This is a genomic window from Bryocella elongata (assembly GCF_900108185.1).
Taxonomy (GTDB): domain Bacteria; phylum Acidobacteriota; class Terriglobia; order Terriglobales; family Acidobacteriaceae; genus Granulicella; species Granulicella elongata.
In genome coordinates this window covers 604,529-627,047 of record NZ_FNVA01000003.1, presented here as the reverse complement: position 1 = coordinate 627,047, position 22,519 = coordinate 604,529, and the positions used below count along the sequence as shown (strand labels likewise).

Genomic DNA, 22,519 nt, shown 5'->3' with positions numbered 1-22,519 from the left:
TCCCTTTTGGGCAGACGCCAGCTCCCTCGACTTTGGCCGGGATGACACATCTTCCAGGGGTCGTGCCGGCCCAGAACCCACTCCCCGGCAAATTCGTCGCTACAGCCTAGTGGCGGCCGAGTGTGGAGGAGCGGGGCAGCTCCGGGCGGATGGCCTCGAGGTTCTCTCGCGCGTCGGAGTGGACGCCGAAGTCCCACACGTTCAGGTTTACATTGCGGTCGTCGAGGACTTCGATGAGCGCGTACTCGCCAAACTCGAGGCGCTGTTTGGGGGTGAGCCTGAGCCACCGGCCTCCGGGCATGGGCTGCGCATCGAGCTCGATGATGTCGGGCTGTTTCCGGCCCGTCTCAAGGAGAGCGATGCGAAAGCTGTCGACGACTCGCTCGTCCTGGCGCGGCTCGACCCGCTCGAGGATGTAGCCGCTGGTGAGTGCGCTGCCGGAGGGCACAGGCCGGTCCGCGGCGCCGTAGGTGTCGACGACGAACGCTCCACCGGTGTCGGCCGGCTCGTCATCCTTGCCGAGACGCACGAAGAAGACGGGATCGTCGACATGAAGCTGCACCTCGGCGACCTGGCCTTTGAGATCGAGGATGCGGTGTGGACCGGACGAAGGGTTGATGGGCCCCTTGAGCACAGCGTGCGCGGTCTCCTTGTTGAGGTCGCTTCCCTGCTGCGCGAGCGGGATCAGTTCGGGTGTGCCTTCGAAGGTATCGAGCACGAGGACGCTGTCTTCCGCCGGCAGCTTCAGATTGGGCGCGACGGTGGGAGTACGAGCGGCGCGAGCGGCCTCCTCGCGCGCGAGCTGGGGCGAGAGGACGGGAGCGCGGTCTCCGGAATCCTGCGCGGGATCCCTGGCCTGATTGGGGTCGTGGTCGTTCTGCCACTGGCGCGTGCGGATGAGGTCGACCAGCTCGAGGGGAATCTCTTCACTCTCACCGTTGCGTTCCGCGCTGCGATAGACGACCAGCTTGCCGGTGATTTTGTAGCTGAGGACGAGCTGGTAGCTGCCGTTGGTGAGGTAGAGGCGGAGGCGCGCCGGAGCCTGCTGCGCGGAGGGGAGCATGGGGTCATGCTGAGCAAGAATGGGCGCAACCGTGGTCGTCGCGGCGAGGAGTGCGAAGACACAGAGGCGAAACCGCGACCAACACATGGAGATAGCTAACGTCACAAGTCACTGGTTGCGCAAGAGTCTGTGGCGCAAAGCCCGGAGCCGAGGGGCCGGCCCCGGGCACCGGATGTTGGGTGTTGGGTTAGAACTTCTGCTCGCGCAACCACTCGTGGAACTGCGGACCGAAGTCAGCGTGCTTGATGGCGAACTCGACGTTGGCCTTGAGCCAGCCGAGCTTGTCGCCTGCATCGTGACGCTTGCCTTCGTAGTGGAAGCCATAGACCTTCTCGTAGCGGAGCAGGGCCTTGATGGCATCGGTGAGCTGGAGTTCGCCGCCGGCACCGGGGGGAATGGTCTCGAGCATCTCGAAGATGCGGGGCGTGAGGATGTAGCGGCCGATGATGGCGTTCTGGCTCGGCGCGAGCTCAGGCTTTGGCTTCTCGACCATATCCTTGACGAGCAGCATGCGGGGATCTTCCTCGTCCGGGGTGCAATCGAGGCAACCGTAGTGCTGAATCGCGGCACCAGGGACGACCTCGGAGCCGATGATGGAGCACTTCGACTTGTTGAAGGCTTCGACCATCTGGGTCAGGCAGCCCTGTTTGGAGTCGACGACATCGTCGGCCAGGATGACGGCGAAGGGTTCGTCCCCGACCAGCTCCTTGGCCATGAGGACAGCGTGACCGAGACCGAGGGCCTCTGGCTGGCGGGTGTAGACGATCTTGGCGAGCTTGGACATCGAACGCGCGACTTCGAGGAGATGGTGCTTGCCGCGCGCGGCGAGGGTCGCTTCCAGCTCAAAGCTCTTGTCGAAGTGATCTTCCATGGCGTTCTTGCCACGGCCGGTAACAATAATGATCTCTTCGCAGCCTGCGGCGACGGCCTCTTCGACGCCGTACTGGATCAGCGGCTTATCGACCAAGGGCAACATCTCCTTGGGCATAGCCTTGGTTGCGGGGAGAAACCGGGTACCGAGGCCTGCAGCCGGGAAAACCGCCTTACGTACTCTCTTTGACAAGTCGACAACCTCCAGGAAGACATGAAAAGCAATGAGGGAAGCCGTTCCAGCCGGGATTTTCGCACTCCGGCGTGAACATGGGTATATCCGTTGGCGCTGAGATCGCACTTCAGTTGCGATCGCGAAGAGACTTCCAGGGGCCGAGCAGAAGACAAGGCGAACAGCCTGACAGCACCTGGAGAACGATCCTGAATGGTGGCGCCCTGGTCACCAACAGTTTCGCACCTGTGCGGCGTGCTGCAAAGCGTTGTTCCCGGACAATTACGCGGCTGGTAACGCTGGGGGAAAAAGGACTTTGGGGCGGCCTCAGGTCAAAGCACGGGAGAGCTCTCATGCAGCATGGACTTGCGAATGATGCTGACGGGGACTGTTCCCTGCCGCATGAAGTCGTCGTGGAACTGCTGCAGTGAGAAGGCTGCGCCCTGCTTCTTCCTGAGGTCTTCGCGGAGCTTCATGATCTCGAGCTTGCCGAGCGTGTAGTAGAGGTAGAGCGCGTCGGAGGTACCGCGCTTCGTCTCGACCTCGGCGATGGGCCGGGCCTGGTAGCCCTCGGTCACGAAGAAGTCTTCCGCCTGCTCGAGGGTGAGAGGACCGCCGACGCCGGTGTGCATGCGGATGGCAACAACGAAACGGGCGTCGCGCAGGAGGGCGTCCTGCAGCTGGCCGAGCTTGATGAGCTTCGCCTCGCGATCGTCCTTCGCGACGACCCTGGCGAAGCCTTCGTCCAGCATCATCTGCTCACAGTAGTGCGCCCAGCCTTCGACGTTGGTGGCAGCCCCAATCAGCAGACGGACCTTGGACTGGTCGGTGACCTGATGCGTCCAGGCGAACTGAACATAATGGCCGGGATAGGCCTCATGCACGCTGGTGGAGATGAGCGTGCCGACGTTGAAGGCAGCCATGTACTCCTCGGTCTGCTTCGCGTCCCACTTGGGATCGGGCAGGGTGACGTTGAAGTACGCCTTGGTGGAGTGCGTCTCGTACGGGCCCGGGGGGTCCATGGAAGCCTGGGTGGTGGCGCGCATGAAGGGCGGCGTCTCTTCGAGCGTGGGCTGGACCTCGGTGGGGATGGTGATGATGTGGTGCGAGTGGATGAAGTCAATCTCGCTCGCGAACTCGGCGTGGAAGGCGTCGATCAGCTTCGCGGGCGCGGGATGCACGGTGGCGAGGTCGGCGAGCTCCTGCTGCGGGGTCTTCGTGGGATCGACTTCTTTCGCGACGCGGGCGAACTCGGCCTGATTCTTGTGCAGGTCGTCGAGGCCGATCTGGAGCAACTTGTCGAGCGGGGTATCGACCATCTCCTGGTAGGCGAGGGCCTTGCGATAGGTATCGGCGCCGTAGCGGAAGTCGCCGTTGGAGCGTGGGAGGAGATCGGACTTGAGCCAGGCGCCGTAGTCTTTCAAGGCGGCGATGACTGCGGCGTTGGACTTGGCGAAGTCGGACTTGGCCTGCGGATCGGTGGCGTCCTTGAAGGCGTCGGGGACGTCGTGCTCGAAGAAGCTGACGTCGCCATCGATCTGCTGAATGGCGATCTCGGTGTAGACCTTGGGTGGGTTCTTGAGGTTCTTGCGAGCTTCGACGAAGACCTGGGGAATGAGCTTTTCGCGTTCTACCGCAGCGCGCAGACGGACGTTTGCGGGGGCGTAGGGCCGCTCCATGAGCACGAAGATGGAGTTGGTGACGCCCGAGGAGTAGTTGTCGGCGTTCTTCTCCCAGTCGCGGATGACTTCAAGATGCAGAAGCTGAAGGCGGACGTAGTTGAGCAGGAGAGCATAGTCGGCGGCGGGCTCGGCATCGAGGGCGGAGGGATCGATCTCGGTGAGCTTCTTCTCGAAGGCGTGGAGCGCGAGGGCTTCGGACTTTGCGGCGCCGGCGGAGTAGTCCTCTAGCTGGGTGTCGTAGTCGTGAAAGCCCGCGGAGGTTCCAGAGGTGGGCGAGTACTTGAAGTAGATGTCGCGGAAGTACTGCTCGGAGAGGAAGTGGAAGGTCTGCGGTGCTCCGTCGGCGGAGAGGTGCTGGGCAGGGAGCGGAGTCGCGACGAGAGCGGCGGCGGCGAGGGACGCGAGGAGCAGCAAGCGCATAGCTGCGAGTTTACTGGAGGGAAGGCCCATGACTCTAGCGCGGACGAAGCGAATCGATGCGGTGAACGATAGAGGCATCCGACCAGTCCGCGCCGCCAGCGTGGTGCGCTACCTGGATGCCATCGGCTGAGTACAGGAAGGTCGCTGGATACTGCCGCAGGTACATCGCGGGAGGGATATCGTCATCGCGCATGACATAGAACGGGAGCGTGTATCCGCCACGGCGAGCGAATCGGCGCACAGCGTTGGGCGTGTCCATACGGGACACGATGAGGAACGTGACTTTGGGATCGTTGCGGTAGTGGTCGTAGAGGCGTTGCACGGTCGGCATCTCGGCCACGCACTGCAGGCACCAGGTGCCCCAGAGATCGAGGAAGACAACCTGGCCACGGAAGTCGGAGAGGTGCTTCTCTTCTCCGCTGAGGGTGTGAAAGACGAAGTCCGTCTCGGGGATGTTATCGACGATGAGGTGGGGAGCGTGAGCCTCCACGCGTGCGCGGACCCACCGCAGTAGAGCGTAGCCGCCAATGGTGGCGAGAACCACGAGCGTTAGCGACACGACGACGATCCGGCGGAGTGCAACCATGGTGGCCCATTTTATTGCGCGTGGACACAAAGTTGAGCGAGTAACTCGCGGATCTGTTGAGGACTATTTCGGGTGATGAGAGGTATCTGACGCTGCAGGAGATGCGTTTCAACAGGGGCCAACGTGGGATGGGGATGGTACTTAAAAGCGCAAAGATACTGACATGTTGTCGCAAGATGCGCAAAGCGGGGCTATAGTACTCACGACCACCGGAGAGCGGATATGTGGCCACAGAAGCCTTCGTCTTCCTCGATCTCATCGTCCCTGTCTTTGTCCCCTTCGTCGTCCAGCTCGGCGGCGAATCAGTTCAGCCTGCTGGAACAATTGCTTCAGACTCATCCCGAGCTGATGCAGTATATTCTGGCGTTTCTGGAGCCGATGGAAGCCTTAGGGCTGATGAGCGCGGATAAGCAATTTCGGGCGTTCTGCCGAAGGGTCTATCAATATGATCCGTTTGGGTATGACCCGACGATGCCAGCCTCGCATTTCCTGGGGTTCGGTGTGGGTGAACAGAAGCAGTGGCAACTACTGGGTAACTACGATCTCCGCAATTCGCAGGACAGCGCGGGGTTCCCGGCGTTCCAGGCCGACAAGCTCCTTGAGTTGAAGATGTTGGCCGGCGAAGCCTTCGTGGAGATATGGCAGACGCTGAAAGAGTTTTTGAAGGTCACGGGGGCACAGAACTCCCCGGCCATGCTTTATACGCAGATTCTGAATGACCAGGGCAAGGGGTATACCGACTGCCTCGCCACATTGAAGATCGGGCAATGCGTGTGTTTCTCTACAAACTTCCGCAAGCCGATCGCGAGTGACCTGCAGAGATACGCCAGGACACAGCTCGAGAAGGCTAACCCGAAGACACAGATCGTTCAGGTTCCGAATGACATGACCGCGAGCGGGCAGCTTCCTGTGTGGCAGCGGCACGCCGAGATGCGGTTGTACACCTGCTGGCGGCTAGCTCATGCCAACGTGATGGAGGCGGAGCTGCTCCTGGATAAATTCTGCTGCATCTTCTGCTCCATCCAGCTGAAGGCGCTGGGCTGGTCGAAGGGGATCCTGGTGCAGAAGGACCAGAAGTTCAAGGCGCTGAGCTGGTATAACTTCGCGCCGATCGCGATGTTCTTTGGCAACGTGCGGAAGCAGATCTGGGGCGCCGCGGTGGAAGCGAAGTTCAGCGTGCTGCGGCCCCGCGACAAGCGACAGATGCTGTTCTACCTGACGCAGCTTGCCAGCGCGGATTCGCTGGCGCGGCAGACCCAGGCAGATGCGAAGAGCTCAGGCACATGGGCGATGCTCCCCTCGCAGCCGAGTTCGAGCAGCAGCAGCTGGCAAAACAACAACAATAGCAACAACAACACCTCAAGCTCGAGCAGCAGCTCAACTTCGTTCGGTGGCGGCTTCGGTTCGAACAGCAGCTCCTCTTCGCTGAGCGGTGGCGGCTTTCGTTCCAGCAGCAGCTCGAGCAGTTCGTCGACGATGCCGAATCCGTTCCGGCGGCCGGGAAACGGTGCCGGGATGGGCATGGGTGGTGGTGGCGCCGCGCAAGGCGGTGGCGGCATGAAACGTTCGTTCGATCAGATCTCGGCACCGAACTGCGAGAAGTGCAAAGTGCCACGCGTGATGCGAAACGGCCCCTACGGCGTCTTCTGGTCCTGCCCTAGCTGCTGGAGCACGTGGAATGCGAAGTAAGCCCCCGCACCCGGACGCCCCTTCAACCGAGTTAGTTACTCAAGCCTGGTTACTAAGCTGAGCGAGTAACTCGCGGGTCTCTTTGAGGACTACGTCCGCTTGGGCTCCGCTGAGAGGCCAGCGGAGAACGCCTTGCGGAGTCAGCTGGGAGCCTTGTTTGGAGCTGCGGGAGACGAGCTTCATCAGGGCTCCTACGTTGACGCCTTTGCCGTCGGATTGGGGCGCTGAGTGGAGCTTGTCCGAGAAGGTGATGTAGAGGAATTCCCGCATGGCCTGCATCTTGCCAGCCTGCGCGAGTGGCGCATTGGCGGGGCGAGCTGCGGCGGTCTCGCGAAGGGCTCGGGTGGCGTTGGAGTCGGGTGCGGTGGTGGCGCGGTTGAGCGCGGCGCGCGGGGAGAAGTTGAGCGAGGCGGACTGCGGGGCCTGGCCGTGGCGTCCGGCGAGCGGGTATTGCGGGCGGGGTGCGGTGCCGGCTGTCCACTGGCGTTGATAAGGTTGAGCACCCGGCCGTGGAGGAAATGCAGGTCTCTCTGGTCCGCCGCTGCGCGCCTCCGGTCGCGAGGACACGTTCTTCTGCCCACCGGGTTTGGCGGCAGCCGATTTGTCTTCGATCGCGACGCGTTTGCGTTCGATCTGGGCGATGCCCAGGCGTTCGCAGGTGAGGCGGATCTCTGCGCCGGCGAGGAGGTTCAGCACGGTCTCGGGGGGCTTGCCGTAGCGGTCTTCGAGCTCGTCGCGGATCTCGGTGAGATTGGTCTCGGAGGTTGCCGCGGCGATGAGCTTGTACATGCGGAGGCGCTGGTTCTCTTCCTCGATGTAGGTGTCCTCGATGCGGACGCTGATGCCGAGGTTGATGGTGACCTGCGGACGCTCTTCGTGGGCTTCGCCTTTGAGCTTCGAGACGGCTTCCTCGAGCATCGTGGTGTACATCTCGAAGCCGATGGCTTCGATGTGCCCGGACTGCTCGCCACCAAGCATGTTGCCTGCGCCGCGGAGCTCAAGGTCGAGGGCGGCGATCTTGAAGCCAGCGCCGAGGTCCGAAAATTCCTTCAGCGCGGCGAGCCTGCGGCGCGCAATTTCAGTCAGCTGCTGCTCGGCGGGGATGAGGAGATACGCATAGGCGCGGCGATTGGAGCGGCCTACGCGGCCTCGGAGCTGGTACAGCTCGCTCAGGCCGTGTCGATCGGCGCGGTTGATGATGATGGTGTTGGCGCGGCCGATATCGAGGCCGTTCTCGATGATGGAGGTGGCGCAGAGCACATCGTACTCGCCGTTCATGAAGGCGAGCATGACGCGCTCGAGCTCGGCTTCGGGCATCTGGCCGTGGCCTACGATGACGCGGGCGTGGGGGACGAGTTCGCGGATCTTGGAGGCGAGTTCGTAGATGGTCTCGACGCGGTTGTGGACGAAGTAGACCTGGCCCTGGCGCTCGAGTTCGACCTCAACGGCGGTGCGGATGAGCTTCTCGTCGAACTTGGCCACGATGGTCTGAATGGCCATGCGGTCCTTGGGCGGGGTCTCGATGACGGACATGTCCCGCAGGCCGAGCAGCGACATATGCAGCGTGCGCGGGATGGGCGTGGCGGACATCGCGAGCACATCGATGCTCGCGCGCATCTGCTTGAGGCGCTCTTTATGCTTGACGCCGAAGCGCTGCTCCTCGTCAACGATGAGCAGGCCGAGGTCCTGGAACTTGAGGCCCTGGCCGAGCAGGGCGTGGGTGCCGATGAGGATGTCGACCTTGCCCTCGGCGGCGCGCTCCATCACTTCCTTCTTTTCCTTCGCGGTGCGGAAGCGCGAGAGCATCTCGATGATGACGGGGAACTTGGAGAAGCGCTTCTTGAAGCTTTCGAAGTGCTGGAAGCAAAGGACGGTGGTTGGCGTGAGCACGGCGACCTGCTTGCCATCCTGCACGGCCTTGAAGGCCGCGCGCATGGCGACTTCCGTCTTGCCATAGCCCACGTCGCCGCAGAGCAGGCGATCCATGGGCTGCGTGGACTCCATGTCGGCCTTAATGTCGGCGACGGCGCGGAGCTGGTCGTCGGTCTCGTTGTAGTCGAAGGAGTCTTCGAATTCCCGCTGCAGGTTGTTGTCAGGCGAGAAGGCATAGCCAAGGGCGGCGTGACGCTGCGCGTAGAGCTTGAGCAGCTCTTCTGCCATGTCCTCCATGGCCTTCTTCACGCGGGCCTTGGTCTTGCTCCAGGACTGGCTGCCGAGGCGGTTGAGCTGCGGCGCGGGCCCGGTGTCGGTCGAGCGGTACTTCTGGATGAGGTCGAGGCGCGTGAGCGGAACGTAGAGCTTCGCGTCTTCGGCGAAGGTGAGGATCATCAGCTCAAGCTGTGAGCCATCGGGATTGTCGAGGACGCGGAGGCCGTCGTAGCGGGCGATGCCGTGTTCGACGTGGACGACGTAGTCACCGACGGCGAGGTCGCGGAAGTCGGAGACGAAGGCCGAGGTCTTGGACTTGCGTACAGGGCGCGCGTGGACGTCGGCGTCATCGGAGATGTCATTTGCGCCGATGATGATGAACTGTCTTGCAGTGCGTTTGTCGAGGTCGAGGACCTGGACGCCGTTCTCGATGGCGGCGCGCACGATGACGGGGGTGCGGAGATCGCCGGCGAGGTAGCTGGACTCCGAGACCATGGTGGTGGACTGACCCTGCTGTGGCCGCCAGCCGATGCGGTACGCGACGCCGTACTCCTGCAGCAGCGTGGCGAGGCGCTCGACTTCGCCCTGATTGGGAGCGGCGACGAGGATGCGGGCCTCGGACTCCATCAGGGCGCGGAGTTGGTCGACGAAGCCGGGGATGGAGCCGTGGAAGCGCATCGTGGGGCGCGTGGTGAACTCAATCTCGGATGCGTCCGAAGAGTCGCCTTCGAGGATGTCGACGGCTCCGAGTTGATCGAGCTCGCAACCGGAGTAGAAACGGAGCTGGTCCTGCAGCTCCCACGGCGAGATGTAGAGGTCGCCGGGGCCGACGAGCGAGCCGATGCCGGAGCGATCGTGGCGCTGCTCGACCTTGTTCCACCAGCGCTCGCCCTGGTTGGTAACCATGGCGGGCTCTTCGACGAAGACGCGGGTGGACTTGCCCATGAGCTCAAGGAGCGAGGAGCGGGCTCCGGCGACGGGGGCGTAGAACTCCCAGCCGGGGAAGATAGTGGCTTCGCGCCAGTCGTTGCCGACGTGGTCCTCGAGCTCTCGCGGCACCTCGCCGCCTTCGAGGTCGGCGCCAGCCTTGCCTCCGCGGACGAGGCGGGCGTTGATGGCGCGGAGGAGTTTTTCGGTCGCGGGGGTCTCGGTGAGCGGAAGGAGCAGGATCTCTTCGATGTGGGAGCTGGAGCGCTGCGACTCGGGATCGAAGCGGCGAAGGGACTCGATCTCGTCGCCGAAGAAGTCGATGCGGACCGGGCGGTCCATCTCCGGGCCGTAGACATCAATGATGCCGCCGCGGATGGTGACCTGGCCGGGCATCTCGACGACATCCACCCGCGTATACCCCACCGAAAGCAGGTGCTCGACGAGCATCTCCGGCAGGTGCTCTTCGCCCTTGGCGAGGCGCAGCGCGAGAGCGGCGTAGTAGTCGCGTGGGAAGAGCCGCATGCAGGCGGCTTCCATGGGTGCGATGACGAGGCGGGCAGTGCCGGTCGCGATCTTCCAGAGCGTGGCGGCGCGCTGCTCCTGGATCTCGCCGTGGGGCGAGAGGTTTTCGAAGGGCAGGACGTCGTGCGCGGGGAGGCGCAGGACCTCTTCCGGCTTGAGGACGCCGGTCAGCTCGCAGGCTGCGAGCACGTTGGCGTGCAGGGCCTCGGCCGCCTTGTTGTCGGCGACGAGGACGAGCGCGGGCGCGTCCTGCGCGGCGCGGATGAAGTACGGGAGATAGAGAGAGCGGGCGGTCGCGGTGAGTCCGGACACACGTCGCCGCCCCGTGCCGCCCGCGAGATGGCGGCGCACACGCTCGAAAGCGGCGGAGCTCTCCAGGTCCGCCATGAGTTCGCGGACGAAGGGAAGAATCATGCAGAGCTTATTCTAGCTGCCGCGCGTGGCGAGGCCGTTACTGCGGGGGCGGCGGAGCGGCGGCAGGTGGCGGAAGCAGCTTGTTGAGCAGGGGAAGCATGGCGTCGGTCCAGAGCTGGTAGCCGCTTGCATCCGGATGCAGATGATCGGAGCGGAGGCCCTTCCAGTTGTCGCCGACGGGGGTCATGAGCGGCACGAGATCGAGGTAGTAGATGGTGCGGTCGTCGGCGAAGGTCTTGAGAATGGCGTCGGCCGCCGTCATCAGTTCGTTGGCGCGAGCGTTGGGCATGATGCTGACGAGGATGATCCTGATGCCGGGATACATCGTCTGCAGCTTGGTGAGCACGGCCTTGACGCCAGCGGCGATCTCTGGCGCCGTGTTGTGAGTGTTGTTGGTGCCGATGAGAACGACAGCCACCTTGGGATGGAGGCGCTGCACCGGATAGTTGTCGAGCCGCCAGAGGACGTGCTGCGTCTGATCGCCGCTGATGCCGAAGTCCAGGGCATTGCGGTTGGCGAAGTTGGCGTCCCAGACATCCTTGCCGTCCTTACGCCAGTTCTCGGTGATGGAGTCGCCCACAAAGAGGATGTCGGCGTCGCGACCGTTGAAGGCAGCGACCTGCGCGGTGCAGAACTTGAGCAGGTCGGGATTATTGAGATAGCGCGTGTGGTCGGGCACGGTGGGCTGGGGCGGAGGCTCAGGGAGCTTTGGCGCCGGGGGTGCCGGAGGAACGGTCGCGGGCAGCACTGGCACGCTCATGGGAGCGGGCGTCTGGCCTATCGCAGCGAAAGACGTTGCCATCAAAACAGAAAGAACGACCGCGTGACGAAGCGACATCGGCTCCCCTTCCCTACCCGTTGCGTTTGAAAATCAGATGCCCGGCGATCATACCCGCGAAGGGGTACCGGATGGGAGTGATTTCGGAACACCATTTGTACTTTTTCCTTACGTAGAGCGCTTGATGTCGCGGAGTGCTGTATCGTGGCGTGCAAGGGATTTGAGGGGTCAGGGCGATGGAGACAAGACAAGGTGCAGGCTATGTCGTGAAGGCAGCGTGGGTTGTGCTGACGATGGCGGGCAGCGTTCTGGCTCAGCAGGGCGTAACGCTGCGTGCTCCCACGCGCATTCCGAAGCCGACGCTGGTCTATATCGACACCGACATTGGCGATGACGTGGACGATGCCTACGCCGTCGCTGCGGCGCTGAGTGATACCCGGCTGAAGGTGGTTGGGATGGCCGGGGCGTTCGGCGATACGGCGCTGCGGGCGCGGATGCTGAATGGGCTCGTGAAGCTGGCGGGACGAACGGACATCCCGATTGCCTCAGGAACGAAAACCGCGAATCCCACGGAGTTTTCCCAGCGGGCCTGGGCGGAGAAGCAGGCGGCGCCAGCTCCATTGATGGCAGTAGAGGCGATGCGAAGGGCGATCCTGACGCATCCGGGGCTGGTGATCCTGGAGCTGGCGCCGGAGCGGAACCTTGCGGACCTCCTGCGGGAGGACCCGGCGACGTTTCACAAGATTGGGCGGATTGCGCTGATGGGCGGAGCGGTGCGGCAGGGATACTCGCCGGGATCGAAGCCGGTGGCGGAGTACAACATCGCACAGGATGTGGCGTCGGCGCAGGCCGTGTTTGCGGCGGGTGTTCCGCTGGAGGTGTATCCGCTGGACTCGACGCTGGCCACGCCGGATGCGGCGGAGAAGCAGCGGCTGGCGCAGGCAAAGTCTCCTTTCGCGGCGACGCTGGTGGAGCTGACGCGGATGCACGATGCGGCTTCGAAGTATGGGACGACGCTGTATGACGTGGTGCCGGTGCTGGCGGTGGAGGAGGGTGCGGTGTGTCCGTTGACGCCGATGCGGCTGGTGGTGGATGCGAAGGGGTTCACTCGGGAGGCCGCTGGAGCGGCGAATGCCAGGGTTTGCCTGAAGCTGGATGAAGGCAGCTTCTGGGGGCGGCTGAATGGGGATCTGGGAGCACGGTAAGTGGAACCGCAATGAATGTGACGATTTTTACCAAAGTATTAGTCCTTTCTCTAATACTTGAGTAAACTCTGAATATGAATCCGCTCGATAACCCATTTTCTCCGGGTGCTGGCTCACCCCCGCCTGAGTTGGTCGGGCGCGATCTCCTGCTGGAACGGACCACGATCACTCTGCACCGGCTGCGTGCTGGCCGACCTGCAAAGAGCTTGATCTTTGTTGGCCTTCGGGGCGTCGGCAAAACCGTCATGCTCAATCGCGTCCGGATGATCGCGATCGAGCAGGGCTATCGAGCGGTTCATCTGGAGGCGCGCGAGGGTAAGGCGCTCCCACAACTGCTGGTTCCGAGTCTCAGACAGATTCTGTTCCAACTCGACGCGGCGGCAGTCGTTAGTGAAAAGGTGAAGCGGGGTTTTCGGGTCTTGAGGAGCTTCGCTGGAGCTCTGACCGCCAAGGCAAAAATGGGCGATGTTGAGATCGAACTCGGAGTTGATCCGGAGCGCGGTTCCGGGGACAGCGGGGATCTAGAGACGGACCTAGCGGAACTATTCGCCGCAGTGGGACAAGCAGCAGCCGATCGATCCACGGCAATTGCGCTCTGTCTGGACGAGATGCAATACCTTTCGGAGTTGGAGTTGAGTGCGTTGATCATGGCGATGCATCGTTGCTCCCAGGATGCGTTGCCAGTCGCTCTCTTTGGCGCTGGCCTTCCTCAGGTGGTGGGGCTTGCAGGGCGCTCGAAATCCTACGCGGAACGATTGTTTGACTATCCCATCATTGGCCCGCTGCCGCTTGACGACGTGCGCGACGCTCTTCAAGCGCCGGTACAGAAGCAAGGTGCGGACTTCGCAGATGAAGCCGTAGCTACGCTGTTCCAGGCAACGCACGGGTATCCGTATTTTGTTCAACAATGGGCGTATGAAGCATGGAACATCGCCATCGGCCCGACGATTTCAAATTCCGATGTGGATGAAGCCACGCGCACTTCCGTAGCAGAGCTTGACCGGAGCTTCTTCCGAGTTAGATTCGACCGCCTGACCCCACGCGAAAAGGATTACCTGCGGGCGCTGGCAGCCTTGGGCGAAGACGACATGCCGCAGCGCAGCGGTGACATCGCTATCGCGTTGCGAGCCCGTCCGCAGTCCGTGGCGCCATTGAGGAATGGATTGATAAAGAAAGGGATGATCTATTCTCCGGCGCACGGTGATGTGGCGTTTACGGTTCCCCTGTTCGGGGACTTCATGCGCCGTGCTATGCCCCACTGGGAAGTAAAATAGCTTGCATGCCCGTCGTTGCTGGTCTTTCGCCCGAAGTTCGCGCCAAGTACATGCCCGTCATCGGGCTTGAGGTTCATGTTCAGCTGCTCACGAAGACCAAGGCCTTCTGCGGCTGCAAGAACGAGTACGGCGGCGAGCCGAATACGCATGTGTGCCCCACCTGCCTGGGACTGCCGGGTGCGCTGCCGGTGCTGAACAGGCAGGCGGTGGAGTTTGCGGTGCTGGCGTCGAAGGCGATCGGTTGCACGATCCGCGAGACGAGCGTGTTTTCGCGCAAGAACTACTTCTATCCGGACTCGCCGAAGGGCTACCAGATCTCGCAGTTCGACAAGCCGATTGCGGAGCATGGCGTGATCCATGTTCCGGCGTTCGACGAGGCCGGCAATCCGATCACGAAGGCTATCGGCATCACGCGGCTGCACATGGAAGAGGATGCGGGCAAGAGCCTGCATGATGGCTTTCCGGACTCGGCGACGCGGACGTACATTGACCTCAATCGCTGCGGCACGCCGCTGTGCGAGATTGTGAGCGAGCCGGACCTGCGCACGGCGGATGAGGTCTTCGAGTACCTCACCAAGCTCAAGGAGATCCTTCTCTACACGGGCGTGAGCGACTGCAACATGGAAGAGGGTTCGCTGCGCTGCGATGCGAACGTCTCCGTGATGCTGAAGAGCGACTGGGAGCAGCATGGGGCGAAGGCCTTCGGCACCAAGGCCGAGGTGAAGAACGTCAATTCGTTCCGCTACATTCGGGCGGCGGTGGAGTACGAGATTGAGCGCCAGATCAGTGTGATTGAGGACGGCGGGCGCGTGGTGCAGGAGTCGCGGCTGTGGAACAACGCCGAGGGCCGCACGTACTCGATGCGCAGCAAGGAGCAAGCGCATGACTATCGCTACTTCCCGGAGCCGGATCTTCCCGCGCTGGTGGTGGGTGCCGAGTGGCAGAAGCAGATTCTGAGCGCGATGCCGGAGCTTCCTGAGGCGCGTCGTGCGCGGCTTGCGAACGAGTATGGCCTGAGCGCGCAGGATGCAGCGACGCTGACGACGGATCGCGAGCTGGGCGATTTCTTCCAGGAGGCTGCGGGCAAAGCGAAGAGCCCGAAGCGCGTGGCGTCGATCCTGCTGAGCGAGATCACGATGCGGCTGCGTGCGGCAGAGATTGAGCTGGCGAAGTCGCCGGTATCGCTGGATGGGCTGGTGCTGGCGGCTGACCTCACCGAAGGTGGAGCGATCAGCTCGAAGCAGCTGAAGCAGTTGCTGGACTCGTGCTTCGAAGAAGGCCGCGACTTTGCGTACATCTACGACCGCGACAAGCCGCAGCAGATTACGGACACCAGCGCGTTGGAAGCGATGATCGATGAGGTGATCGCGGCGAACCCGAACCAGGTGGCGCAGTTCAAGGGCGGCAAGCGCACGGTGAGCGCGTTCTTTGTCGGCCAGGTGATGAAGGCCAGCAAGGGACAGGCGAATCCGGCTCTGCTGAATGAGCTGGTGGTGAAGAAGCTGGACGCGTAGGAGCTATGCGCCACATGAGCCCGGGTCCCCACGTGCGAGGGACCCGGGGCACCCGATCTCGACTGACTTTGTGGCCGATGGTGCTTCTTTGCAACGAGCGTTTCTGTAGAGGTTTGAGGGGGATAGGTATGAGGTTTTCTTCCCTGTTCCCAGATCTTCCCTGTTCCCAGACTCGTGGCTGTTGAGGTTTCCGGCGAAGTTGGGTTTTCGCAGGTGAGGGTGCGGTGGGTTGCTGCATCCTCGTGGCGTGCATCGAATCCAACTTGTGGTGACTACAACACAAACGAAAAAAGCTACCCATCCGAACGCGGTCCTTGCGATCTGTTGCATGAGCGTGCTGCTGCTGAGCATGGACGTGACGATCGTGAATGTGGCGTTGCCGGCGATTCAGCGCGACCTGCACGCCAGCGTCGCGCAGCTGCAGTGGGTGATCGATGCGTACACGCTGGTGCTGGCGAGCCTGCTGATGTTTTCCGGCGCGATGAGCGACCGGTTTGGCCGGCGGCGGATCTTCCTGATCGGCATGGTGGGGTTCGTTGCGGGGTCGCTGCTGTGCGGCACGGCGCCGACGATCGAGTGGCTGATCCTCTTCCGCGCGATCCAGGGGCTGGGAGCGTCGATGATGAACCCGGTCGCGCTCTCCATCATTGCGAATGTCTTTCCGGAGCCGGGAGATCGGGCTCGTGCCGTGGGCATCTGGGGTGCGGTTGCGGGGGCGTCGCTGGCGATTGGCCCGATGCTGGGTGGCTTCCTCACGCAGACGGTGGGCTGGCGTACGATCTTCCACATCAACGTTCCGCTGGGGATCGCTGCGGTGGTGCTGACGGCGATCTTTGTGCCGGAGAGCAAGGCGGCGAAGGCGCGGCGGCCGGACCCTCCAGGGCAGGTGCTGATCTTCCTGACGCTGGGGATGGTGATGTACGCGATCATCGATGGTCCACAGCGTGGCTGGGGATCGGCGGTGATCCTGGGACTGTTTGGAGCTTCGGCGGTGCTGTTTGTGTTGTTCCTCGTGGTGGAGTCGCGACGGACGGAGCCGCTGCTGAACCTGAAGTTCTTCCGCAGTGTTCCGTTCTCGATTGCCACAGTACTGGCCCTGACGTCGTTCGGGTGCTTTGCGGGGTTCCTGTTCCTGAATGCCTTGTATCTCGAGCAGATGCGTGGGCTCTCGCCGCTGCGCACGGGCTTGTCCACGCTGCCGCTGGCGCTGGCGATGACGTTTACCGCGCCACTCTCGGGAAGGCTGGTGGCGAAGCGTGGTGCCGTGCCTTCTCTCGTGATTGCCGGACTTGGATTTGTGGTGGCGACGCTCCTGCTCGGTCAGCTTTCGGCGACGACACCGATGGCGCTGTTGATGGCTGCGTACACGTTGTTTGGTGTGGGGCTGGGGATGAGTAACCCGGCGATCTCGAACTCGGCTGTGTCCGGGATGCCGTTGTCGCAGGCGGGCGTCGCGGCGGCGATTGCGTCGACGGGACGGCAGGTGGGAGCGGCGCTGGGTGTGGCCATCGCAGGCACGGTGGTGAGCGTGAGCCGGGCACAGCATACCGACCTGGCGCAGGCGACGCATCCGATCTTTGCGCTGATGACCGCGGGCGGTGCGCTGGTGCTGGCAGCGGCGTGGATTTCGACGACGACGTGGGCGAAGGAGAGCCCGAAGCGCGTGGCTTTCTTGTTTCAGGGCTAAAGGTGAGCTCGACTACATGCGTGCTGCCAGCCCACATCTCAGCCCACATCTCTTCGAGATAGGGGGCACCAGGATCCGAGGCACCCGGAATTATTCGTGGGTGTCTTTGTGGCGACGCTCGAGGACGAACTCGCGCAAGAGGTGTGTCCCTATGCGTGTGGCGAAGACGATGCGCGCGCTGATCACACCATCGATCGGGGTTGCGCTTGCGCCGGGATACCAGGCGGTGTGCACGATGATGGGGCCGGCGAAATCAGAGATGGTGGGGGTGAGCGAGAAGACGCGGTGGCCGTCGGACTCGTGACGCGCGGTGATCTCGGAGAGCAGGGCGTTCTCGATTTTGTGCTTGGCGCTGCAGCCGTGGCACGGGATGTAGCGCAGATCCTCGTGGAATAGCTCTTCCATGCCCAGCCTCACGGTGCCGTTGATGCTGGTGACCGCAGCAGAGGAACCGAAGCGCTGGCCGAAGCCGGGCCAGTCCTGCCCCCAGCCGGAAGGCTTGCCACGGGCCTGCGAGTAGGAAGCACGAATGGTGGTGTTGGCCCAACCGCTGAGGCCGTAGGTGTCCCGCCAATAGGCGTGGATGAGGTCATGCTGCGTGGGCGGCGTGTAGGGGCGGCGATTGACCATCACCACAGCAGGCTGGTTGTTGGCCGCTGGGGTGTGTGCGTTGAGGCCGGACTGCGCAGAAGAGCTGGAGCTCGTGGACTGCGGCGGAACGGGTGCATCCGGCAGCTCGGCGTGCAGCCTGGCGATGGAGGGCAGGAGCAGTGCGACGAGCGCGAGGCGTGCCAGCCGACATCGCGGCCTGGAGTCGCTGGCGGAGTTGGGCTGGCAGGAGTGCATGAGTCCGCCCGAAGACCTTCACCCGGCCCATCGCTCGGAGATCCGCGGGAGAAGGAGGTTGCCCTCAACGTACCACCGGGTGCGGCCGGCAGCGCGCCTATCGCGGAACTTCTTTCGATTCCCCTTGATGTCAGGCGGGCGGGCGATGGGAACATCGCCGGGTTCGAGCCTCTGGATGGAACGGGAGACGCTCTGAGGAATGCTCTAATGGGCCATGCAGTGGAGGAAGACGATGTCCATCGTGGGTGTGGGGCTGGGTGCTTTGGCGAGCCTGCTGGGCTGCCGCACGCGGTCGTACACACCGCCGGAAGAGCCCATGCCAGCGAATGCGGTCCTGCTCTCGCAGATGATGCGTGAGGACCCCGCGTTCGACGAACAGCTGATCGCATCCCTGGCGCCTGACAAGAACGCCAAAGGCAAGCATGGGCCGGTGCTGATGACGCCGGAGCTGATCGACGAGCTGCGCACGCGGCTGCTGGGGAAGGACTGGAGCGGGCTCGACCGCTTTCCCGGGTGGACGATGAAGCGCATCACGCCTACCGTGCGCGTGGTGGGGCATGTGGCGGGCAAGGACGCCATGCTGGAGAAGGACAGCGAGGTGAAGCCGGGTTCGTCCCCGCAGAGTGGCGGCGCGGACGCCATGGCGAAGCACTCCTGGCTGGATGTGGGAGAGTATGCGCTCGATAAAGAGCAGACGATCTCGCTGGATGCGCCGAGCACGTTGAAGGGGTTTTCGCTCGATGGGCAGATCACCGACCTGGGGCATGGCGTCACGCGTGGCGATGGGCCGAATGAGTTCGCGCCGGAACATGCGGAGAGCGAGCGCCTGGCGTATGTGTTAAATCGGCTGGCGGGGAATGGGATTGAGGGAATGGCACAAGCCTCGGTTAGGTTCCACCTGACTACGGATCCTCATGCGAAGTCACCAGCGCTCTACGACCCCACGATGGGCGGAGCAGTGGGTGGGGACATTTTCATTCCGACACCTGCGGCGCTCATCCAAACGCTGGCCAACACGGGCCATACCGTCGAGGTCATCGATGCGCGGTACTTCGCGAACTTTGCGCACATGCACTACAAGGGTGCGAACGGCGAGCAGGACGTGATGGCTCCGTTCTGGATCGACAGCGGCGTTGAGGTTCCGAATGCGCATGGGCGGCATCTGTTAGTGCCGGTGAGCCATGCGGAGCTGGAGTGGAAGATCCGCGGGCCCAAAATCAATGCGGATGTGAGCTGGTACTTCGGCGTGGATGGCAAGGCCGAGTGGCGCGTGATGGATACGCTCGACCAGGCGTGGGTGCTGAAGCGCGCGGCGCATACGTACACTGGCGCGCAGGCTATCGAGGCGACGCGGCTGGCGAGTGTGGCGACGGTCGCCTACACGCACCTCCATGAGGTGCATGGGAAGATTCCGTTCGGCGGGTACTTTGCTTTTGGGGTATGTCAGGACGTCGTGTCAGCGATTGAGAAGAAGCTGACGGGCAAGGTGACGCTGTTCCCCAACACGGCGGATAACACGTTCTTCACCGATGCTCGCGATGCGGAGTTCAACGCGATGATGCGCGAGGTGCCGAAGGACCGCGACGCCAAGGGCGCTGAGCCGGAGCGGATCTTTGGCTCGCTGCCCGCCGCGCCGGATGAGAACGGGCACTTCAGCGCGATCACGATTCCGGGGCTGGCGGATGACCTGAACGTGACCTATGCGGCCTGGAAGGATGGTTCGCTGCAGACGGAGCTTGATCGCTCGGCGAGGATCAAGACGATACTGTTCTTTGGTGCGGCACTTGGGGTGGGGATCTACCTTGCGGTGAAGACACGGCGGTTCCTGGATCGGCAGCCCGTGCAACGTAAGCGACTGTGATTGCGCTCCAACGATAACGGGAGGTAGTCCCCGTTATGGCAACGAAGAAGGCAAGCAAGAAAGCAGCCAAGAAGGCAACGAAGAAGGCGGCCAGCAAGAAGGCCGTGAAGAAGGCAGAGAAGAAGAGCTCGCGCAAGTACTCGCCTGCGGCCAGCAAGCAGGTGGAGACGGAGATGCGGGAGATGAAGCAGGGCAAGCTGAAGAGCGGCAGCGGCCGGAAGGTCACCAACCCCAAGCAGGCGATTGCGATCGGGTTGAGCGAAGCGCGCAAGAAAGGCGCGAGAGTGCCGGGGAAGAGCTAGCAAATAGCGAATAGCCTTCAGCCAACAGCTATTCGCTATTCGCTTCTATTGGACTTCGGCCAGCTGGGTGCGGCGATGCGTCGTGGAGCCGCCGGGGTAGACGCTGATGTGGAAGCAGGCCTGCTGGAACTCTTCCTCGACGTCGATCTTGCCGCCTTCGATGAGCGGAGCGAGGTAGGTACGGAGCCACGCGATCTGCGCGATGGTCAGGCCGGACTTACCGATGTCGAAGGCCTGGCCGGTGAGGTGGGGCGAGGCTGCTTCGCCATGGAGGGCGGCGGCGTTACCGTTGACACGCTGCAGGCGAGCCTGGAAGGCCATGGTGCGGACGGCTGAGCTGATCGTGAAGGGCTCGTGGAACTCGGCATAGTAAGCGCGCGCCATCTGGGTGGCGAAGGCCACGGTCCAGGGGCGGGCGCAGCGGCGGCGCTCAGGCAGCTCGGGATTGATGCGCAGGCCGTCGGTCTCCTCGAAGTCGACGAGGCGGTGCTCGCGGCGCAGCTGGTCGAGCTCGCGGTCGTTGCGGATGCGGGTGAGGCCCGCGGCGTCGGCCATCTCGTTCTGGTGGACAAGGACCTCATGCGAGCCCTTGAGGGGAGCGGGGACGATGATGTGTCCATCGCGGGAGTAAAGGCCGGGGAGCGACGGAGCAACGGCGGCCGAGGTGATCTCCTCGCGGCTGAGCTGGCCGAGGGCGGTGGAGCGCACGGCATCCTCGGGAGCGCGGCTGGTTGCCTCTTCGCCTTCAACGGTGCGGGCCGCGATATACGAGGAGTGCGTGGGCACGGAGCTGGAGGCCGGCTGATTTGCCGCCTGGGTAGCAGCCGGCATCCACACGGGAGCGTGAGCTTCCGGACCGTAGTTGGACTCCGTGGGCGCCGACGCGGGCAGCGATGACGACATGGATGACGCGCGGGCGGTTGGCCACGCTGCGGGCTCGGGCGCCTTGCGAGCTTCGGCGCCGATCTCCTGAGGGCGGAGGGCGTCTCCGATAGCGACACGCTGCGCTTCGGCGACCTGGCGCTCGTCGATGTAGCTGGGAGCGGCTGGCTGGGGCGCGGAGACCGTGATGTTGCCGGAGGGCGGGTGCGATACACCTGTGGCGAGCTGCGCGGGAGCGGAGGAGCGGCTGAAACGCTCGGTCGTGCGCTCGGTGGCGCGCTCAGGAACTTCGGGCTCGCCATGCGCGGCGCGGAGGAAGTCGCCCGTGTTGAGGGGCTGGCTGATGGCTACCGTCTCGCGGGAGGGCTCGGCAGGTGGATGCGATTGACCGCGATGCGAGGGGCCGGACGCTTCGCGGGCAGGCTGTTCCTTCGCCGCGATCTCTGCGTGCCCGGAACGGGCGCGAGGATGCCCGGCAGGAGCGGGACCGCGTTCAGCGAGGTGCTGCTGCTCGGTCGCCTTCGAAGGCGACCGGCGTGCGGCTCCGGCACGCTTCATGATGATGGGGTCGTCGTCAGGCTCGATCTGGCGATGGCGGCGCGGAGAGGCCTTGTGGATGCCCTTGGCCGGGGACTTCGCGTCCGGCTTGGCCTGGCCCTCGTCGGCCTTATGCTCATTGCCCCTGGCGCTGGAGGTGGGGGCGTGCTTCTTCTTTGATTTCGTGGTGGCGGTGCGGCTGAAGTCGGGCCTGCCTGCATTCTCCTGATACCGATGGAGGGGTGCGGAGTGGTCCGGGCGCTTTGCGAAGGCTGCGCCTGGGCCAGCAACGACCACAGCACCAGAGAGGATGACAGGGAGACACCGCGACATGTGACGCATCGCGCCTGCGAGGCCGAGATATTTCGTCATTGCGTGACCCGATTTTAGGGGCGGCCGCGGAGACCCACCAGAGCCTCTTTAGGCTATCCCCCTTGGCCCTTCCGTGGGAGTACCGTGCAGGGTTCTTTCCCGTACAAACCCATCTATCGACCGTGAGTCGCGCGCCGACGAGGGCGGATCGCGGCTGCGATGAGTGTTTAGACGGGATTCGCACCATACCGAATCCAGCTGGAACGAATGCCCCGGAGCGGCCGGTTGCTTACAGTGGTGGTAGCAGACGTATGCGAACCCTAGAGAAGACCCTACCAGTCCGGAGGCTCAAACCGGGCCCGGCGACAAATGTACGACACACCGCTCGCCCGCTTTGGGAAGCGTTGGCGTTCCCGGCGCTGGCCTTGAGTTTTGCGCTGCTTACGGCCGGTTGCACCAAGCCGAGTGGACCTCCTCCGCCGGTGGATTCGCCTGCTTACTACACCGAAGTTGTACAACCGATCCTGCGCGAAAACTGCTACCGGTGCCACGGCGGGATGAACCACAAGGGCGACCTGCGGCTGGACTCCCCGGAAGCGATTCTGCATGGGGGCAAGCGGGGCGTGGATGTAGTGCCGGGGCATCCGGAGAGCTCTCTGCTGATCACGCTGATCCGGCACGAGCAGAAGTCGGACCCGCCGGGGCCGATGCCACCGAAGTCGAAGCTGACGGAGGCGGAGATAGCTGCCGTGACGGCGTGGATTCGTGCGGGGGCGAAGATGCCGGCCATGGAGTAAAGGGATCGTGCGAACCCACATCTCAGGG

16 protein-coding genes are annotated in these 22,519 nt (G+C 63.3%); 8 read left to right on the top strand and 8 right to left on the bottom strand.

Going from position 1 to position 22,519, the window contains the following annotated elements; genetic code table 11:
- Nucleotides 1-106: 106 nt before the first annotated feature.
- From C4S68_RS11805 to C4S68_RS11790, 4 genes are all read right to left on the bottom strand, one after another.
- Entirely contained in the window at nucleotides 107-1,063 is a 957-nt protein-coding gene (locus C4S68_RS11805; protein WP_103933326.1) for a hypothetical protein, read from the bottom strand.
- A gap of 187 nt (nucleotides 1,064-1,250) precedes the next feature.
- Complete coding sequence (gene galU, locus C4S68_RS11800; RefSeq protein ID WP_103933240.1) at nucleotides 1,251-2,126, bottom strand: UTP--glucose-1-phosphate uridylyltransferase GalU; 876 nt, start codon at nucleotides 2,124-2,126, stop codon at nucleotides 1,251-1,253.
- Nucleotides 2,127-2,437: 311 nt separating this feature from the next.
- Entirely contained in the window at nucleotides 2,438-4,207 is a 1,770-nt protein-coding gene (locus C4S68_RS11795) for a DUF885 domain-containing protein (protein ID WP_103933239.1), read from the bottom strand.
- 34 nt (nucleotides 4,208-4,241) lie between these two features.
- A complete protein-coding gene (locus C4S68_RS11790; RefSeq protein WP_103933238.1) occupies nucleotides 4,242-4,793 on the bottom strand; it encodes a TlpA family protein disulfide reductase in 552 nt (183 codons plus the stop codon).
- A 471-nt stretch (nucleotides 4,794-5,264) separates the two neighbouring features.
- Between C4S68_RS11790 and C4S68_RS11785 the strand changes: the two genes are divergently transcribed.
- Complete coding sequence (locus C4S68_RS11785; RefSeq protein WP_146072125.1) at nucleotides 5,265-6,482, top strand: hypothetical protein; 1,218 nt, start codon at nucleotides 5,265-5,267, stop codon at nucleotides 6,480-6,482.
- Between the two features lie 39 nt (nucleotides 6,483-6,521).
- Here the strand turns inward: C4S68_RS11785 and mfd are convergent, their stop codons facing one another.
- Both mfd and C4S68_RS11775 read right to left on the bottom strand, forming a co-directional pair.
- A complete protein-coding gene (mfd, locus tag C4S68_RS11780; protein WP_103933236.1) occupies nucleotides 6,522-10,496 on the bottom strand; it encodes a transcription-repair coupling factor in 3,975 nt (1,324 codons plus the stop codon).
- A 37-nt stretch (nucleotides 10,497-10,533) separates the two neighbouring features.
- Entirely contained in the window at nucleotides 10,534-11,334 is an 801-nt protein-coding gene (locus C4S68_RS11775) for a GDSL-type esterase/lipase family protein (RefSeq protein ID WP_103933235.1), read from the bottom strand.
- A 176-nt stretch (nucleotides 11,335-11,510) separates the two neighbouring features.
- Here C4S68_RS11775 and C4S68_RS11770 point away from each other — a divergent pair, with 176 nt between their 5' ends.
- The 4 genes from C4S68_RS11770 (at nucleotide 11,511) to C4S68_RS11755 (ending at nucleotide 16,954) form a co-directional block, all read left to right on the top strand.
- Nucleotides 11,511-12,479 carry a nucleoside hydrolase gene (locus C4S68_RS11770; RefSeq protein WP_103933234.1) on the top strand — a complete coding sequence of 323 codons (969 nt, stop codon included), beginning with the start codon at nucleotides 11,511-11,513 and terminating at the stop codon, nucleotides 12,477-12,479.
- Nucleotides 12,480-12,553: 74 nt separating this feature from the next.
- Nucleotides 12,554-13,753, top strand: coding sequence for an AAA family ATPase (locus C4S68_RS11765; RefSeq protein ID WP_103933233.1), 1,200 nt, complete (start codon nucleotides 12,554-12,556; stop codon nucleotides 13,751-13,753).
- 5 nt (nucleotides 13,754-13,758) lie between these two features.
- Entirely contained in the window at nucleotides 13,759-15,267 is a 1,509-nt protein-coding gene (gene gatB, locus C4S68_RS11760; RefSeq protein WP_103933232.1) for an Asp-tRNA(Asn)/Glu-tRNA(Gln) amidotransferase subunit GatB, read from the top strand.
- A gap of 328 nt (nucleotides 15,268-15,595) precedes the next feature.
- Nucleotides 15,596-16,954, top strand: coding sequence for an MFS transporter (locus C4S68_RS11755; RefSeq protein WP_103933231.1), 1,359 nt, complete (start codon nucleotides 15,596-15,598; stop codon nucleotides 16,952-16,954).
- Nucleotides 16,955-17,044: 90 nt separating this feature from the next.
- Here C4S68_RS11755 and C4S68_RS11750 read toward each other — a convergent pair whose 3' ends face one another.
- Nucleotides 17,045-17,800: a hypothetical protein gene (locus C4S68_RS11750; protein WP_103933230.1), complete on the bottom strand. Its 756-nt coding sequence runs from the start codon at nucleotides 17,798-17,800 to the stop codon at nucleotides 17,045-17,047.
- Nucleotides 17,801-18,032: 232 nt separating this feature from the next.
- Between C4S68_RS11750 and C4S68_RS11745 the strand changes: the two genes are divergently transcribed.
- Together C4S68_RS11745 and C4S68_RS23190 are read left to right on the top strand one after the other, a co-directional pair.
- Nucleotides 18,033-19,661: a hypothetical protein gene (locus tag C4S68_RS11745; protein ID WP_103933229.1), complete on the top strand. Its 1,629-nt coding sequence runs from the start codon at nucleotides 18,033-18,035 to the stop codon at nucleotides 19,659-19,661.
- Nucleotides 19,662-19,696: 35 nt separating this feature from the next.
- Nucleotides 19,697-19,963 carry a DUF6496 domain-containing protein gene (locus C4S68_RS23190; protein WP_160115115.1) on the top strand — a complete coding sequence of 89 codons (267 nt, stop codon included), beginning with the start codon at nucleotides 19,697-19,699 and terminating at the stop codon, nucleotides 19,961-19,963.
- Nucleotides 19,964-20,008: 45 nt separating this feature from the next.
- Here the strand turns inward: C4S68_RS23190 and C4S68_RS11735 are convergent, their stop codons facing one another.
- Entirely contained in the window at nucleotides 20,009-21,754 is a 1,746-nt protein-coding gene (locus C4S68_RS11735) for a DUF5715 family protein (RefSeq protein ID WP_146072122.1), read from the bottom strand.
- A gap of 365 nt (nucleotides 21,755-22,119) precedes the next feature.
- Between C4S68_RS11735 and C4S68_RS11730 the strand changes: the two genes are divergently transcribed.
- Nucleotides 22,120-22,491: a c-type cytochrome domain-containing protein gene (locus C4S68_RS11730; protein WP_160115114.1), complete on the top strand. Its 372-nt coding sequence runs from the start codon at nucleotides 22,120-22,122 to the stop codon at nucleotides 22,489-22,491.
- Nucleotides 22,492-22,519: the final 28 nt, after the last annotated feature.

Excerpts from the sequence above, each read along its gene's own strand:
- C4S68_RS11750 (WP_103933230.1), bottom strand. The coding sequence starts at position 17,800 with ATGCACTCCTGCCAGCCCAACTCCGCCAGCGACTCCAGGCCGCGATGT.
- C4S68_RS11795 (WP_103933239.1), bottom strand. The coding sequence starts at position 4,207 with ATGCGCTTGCTGCTCCTCGCGTCCCTCGCCGCCGCCGCTCTCGTCGCG.
- C4S68_RS11745 (WP_103933229.1), top strand. The coding sequence starts at position 18,033 with ATGTCCATCGTGGGTGTGGGGCTGGGTGCTTTGGCGAGCCTGCTGGGC.
- C4S68_RS11770 (WP_103933234.1), top strand. The coding sequence starts at position 11,511 with ATGGAGACAAGACAAGGTGCAGGCTATGTCGTGAAGGCAGCGTGGGTT.
- C4S68_RS11765 (WP_103933233.1), top strand. The coding sequence starts at position 12,554 with ATGAATCCGCTCGATAACCCATTTTCTCCGGGTGCTGGCTCACCCCCG.
- C4S68_RS23190 (WP_160115115.1), top strand. The coding sequence starts at position 19,697 with ATGGCAACGAAGAAGGCAAGCAAGAAAGCAGCCAAGAAGGCAACGAAG.
- C4S68_RS11775 (WP_103933235.1), bottom strand. The coding sequence starts at position 11,334 with ATGTCGCTTCGTCACGCGGTCGTTCTTTCTGTTTTGATGGCAACGTCT.
- C4S68_RS11805 (WP_103933326.1), bottom strand. The coding sequence starts at position 1,063 with ATGCTCCCCTCCGCGCAGCAGGCTCCGGCGCGCCTCCGCCTCTACCTC.
- C4S68_RS11785 (WP_146072125.1), top strand. The coding sequence starts at position 5,265 with ATGCCAGCCTCGCATTTCCTGGGGTTCGGTGTGGGTGAACAGAAGCAG.
- C4S68_RS11735 (WP_146072122.1), bottom strand. The coding sequence starts at position 21,754 with ATGACGAAATATCTCGGCCTCGCAGGCGCGATGCGTCACATGTCGCGG.
- C4S68_RS11790 (WP_103933238.1), bottom strand. The coding sequence starts at position 4,793 with ATGGTTGCACTCCGCCGGATCGTCGTCGTGTCGCTAACGCTCGTGGTT.
- C4S68_RS11755 (WP_103933231.1), top strand. The coding sequence starts at position 15,596 with ATGAGCGTGCTGCTGCTGAGCATGGACGTGACGATCGTGAATGTGGCG.
- gatB (WP_103933232.1), top strand. The coding sequence starts at position 13,759 with ATGCCCGTCGTTGCTGGTCTTTCGCCCGAAGTTCGCGCCAAGTACATG.
- mfd (WP_103933236.1), bottom strand. The coding sequence starts at position 10,496 with ATGATTCTTCCCTTCGTCCGCGAACTCATGGCGGACCTGGAGAGCTCC.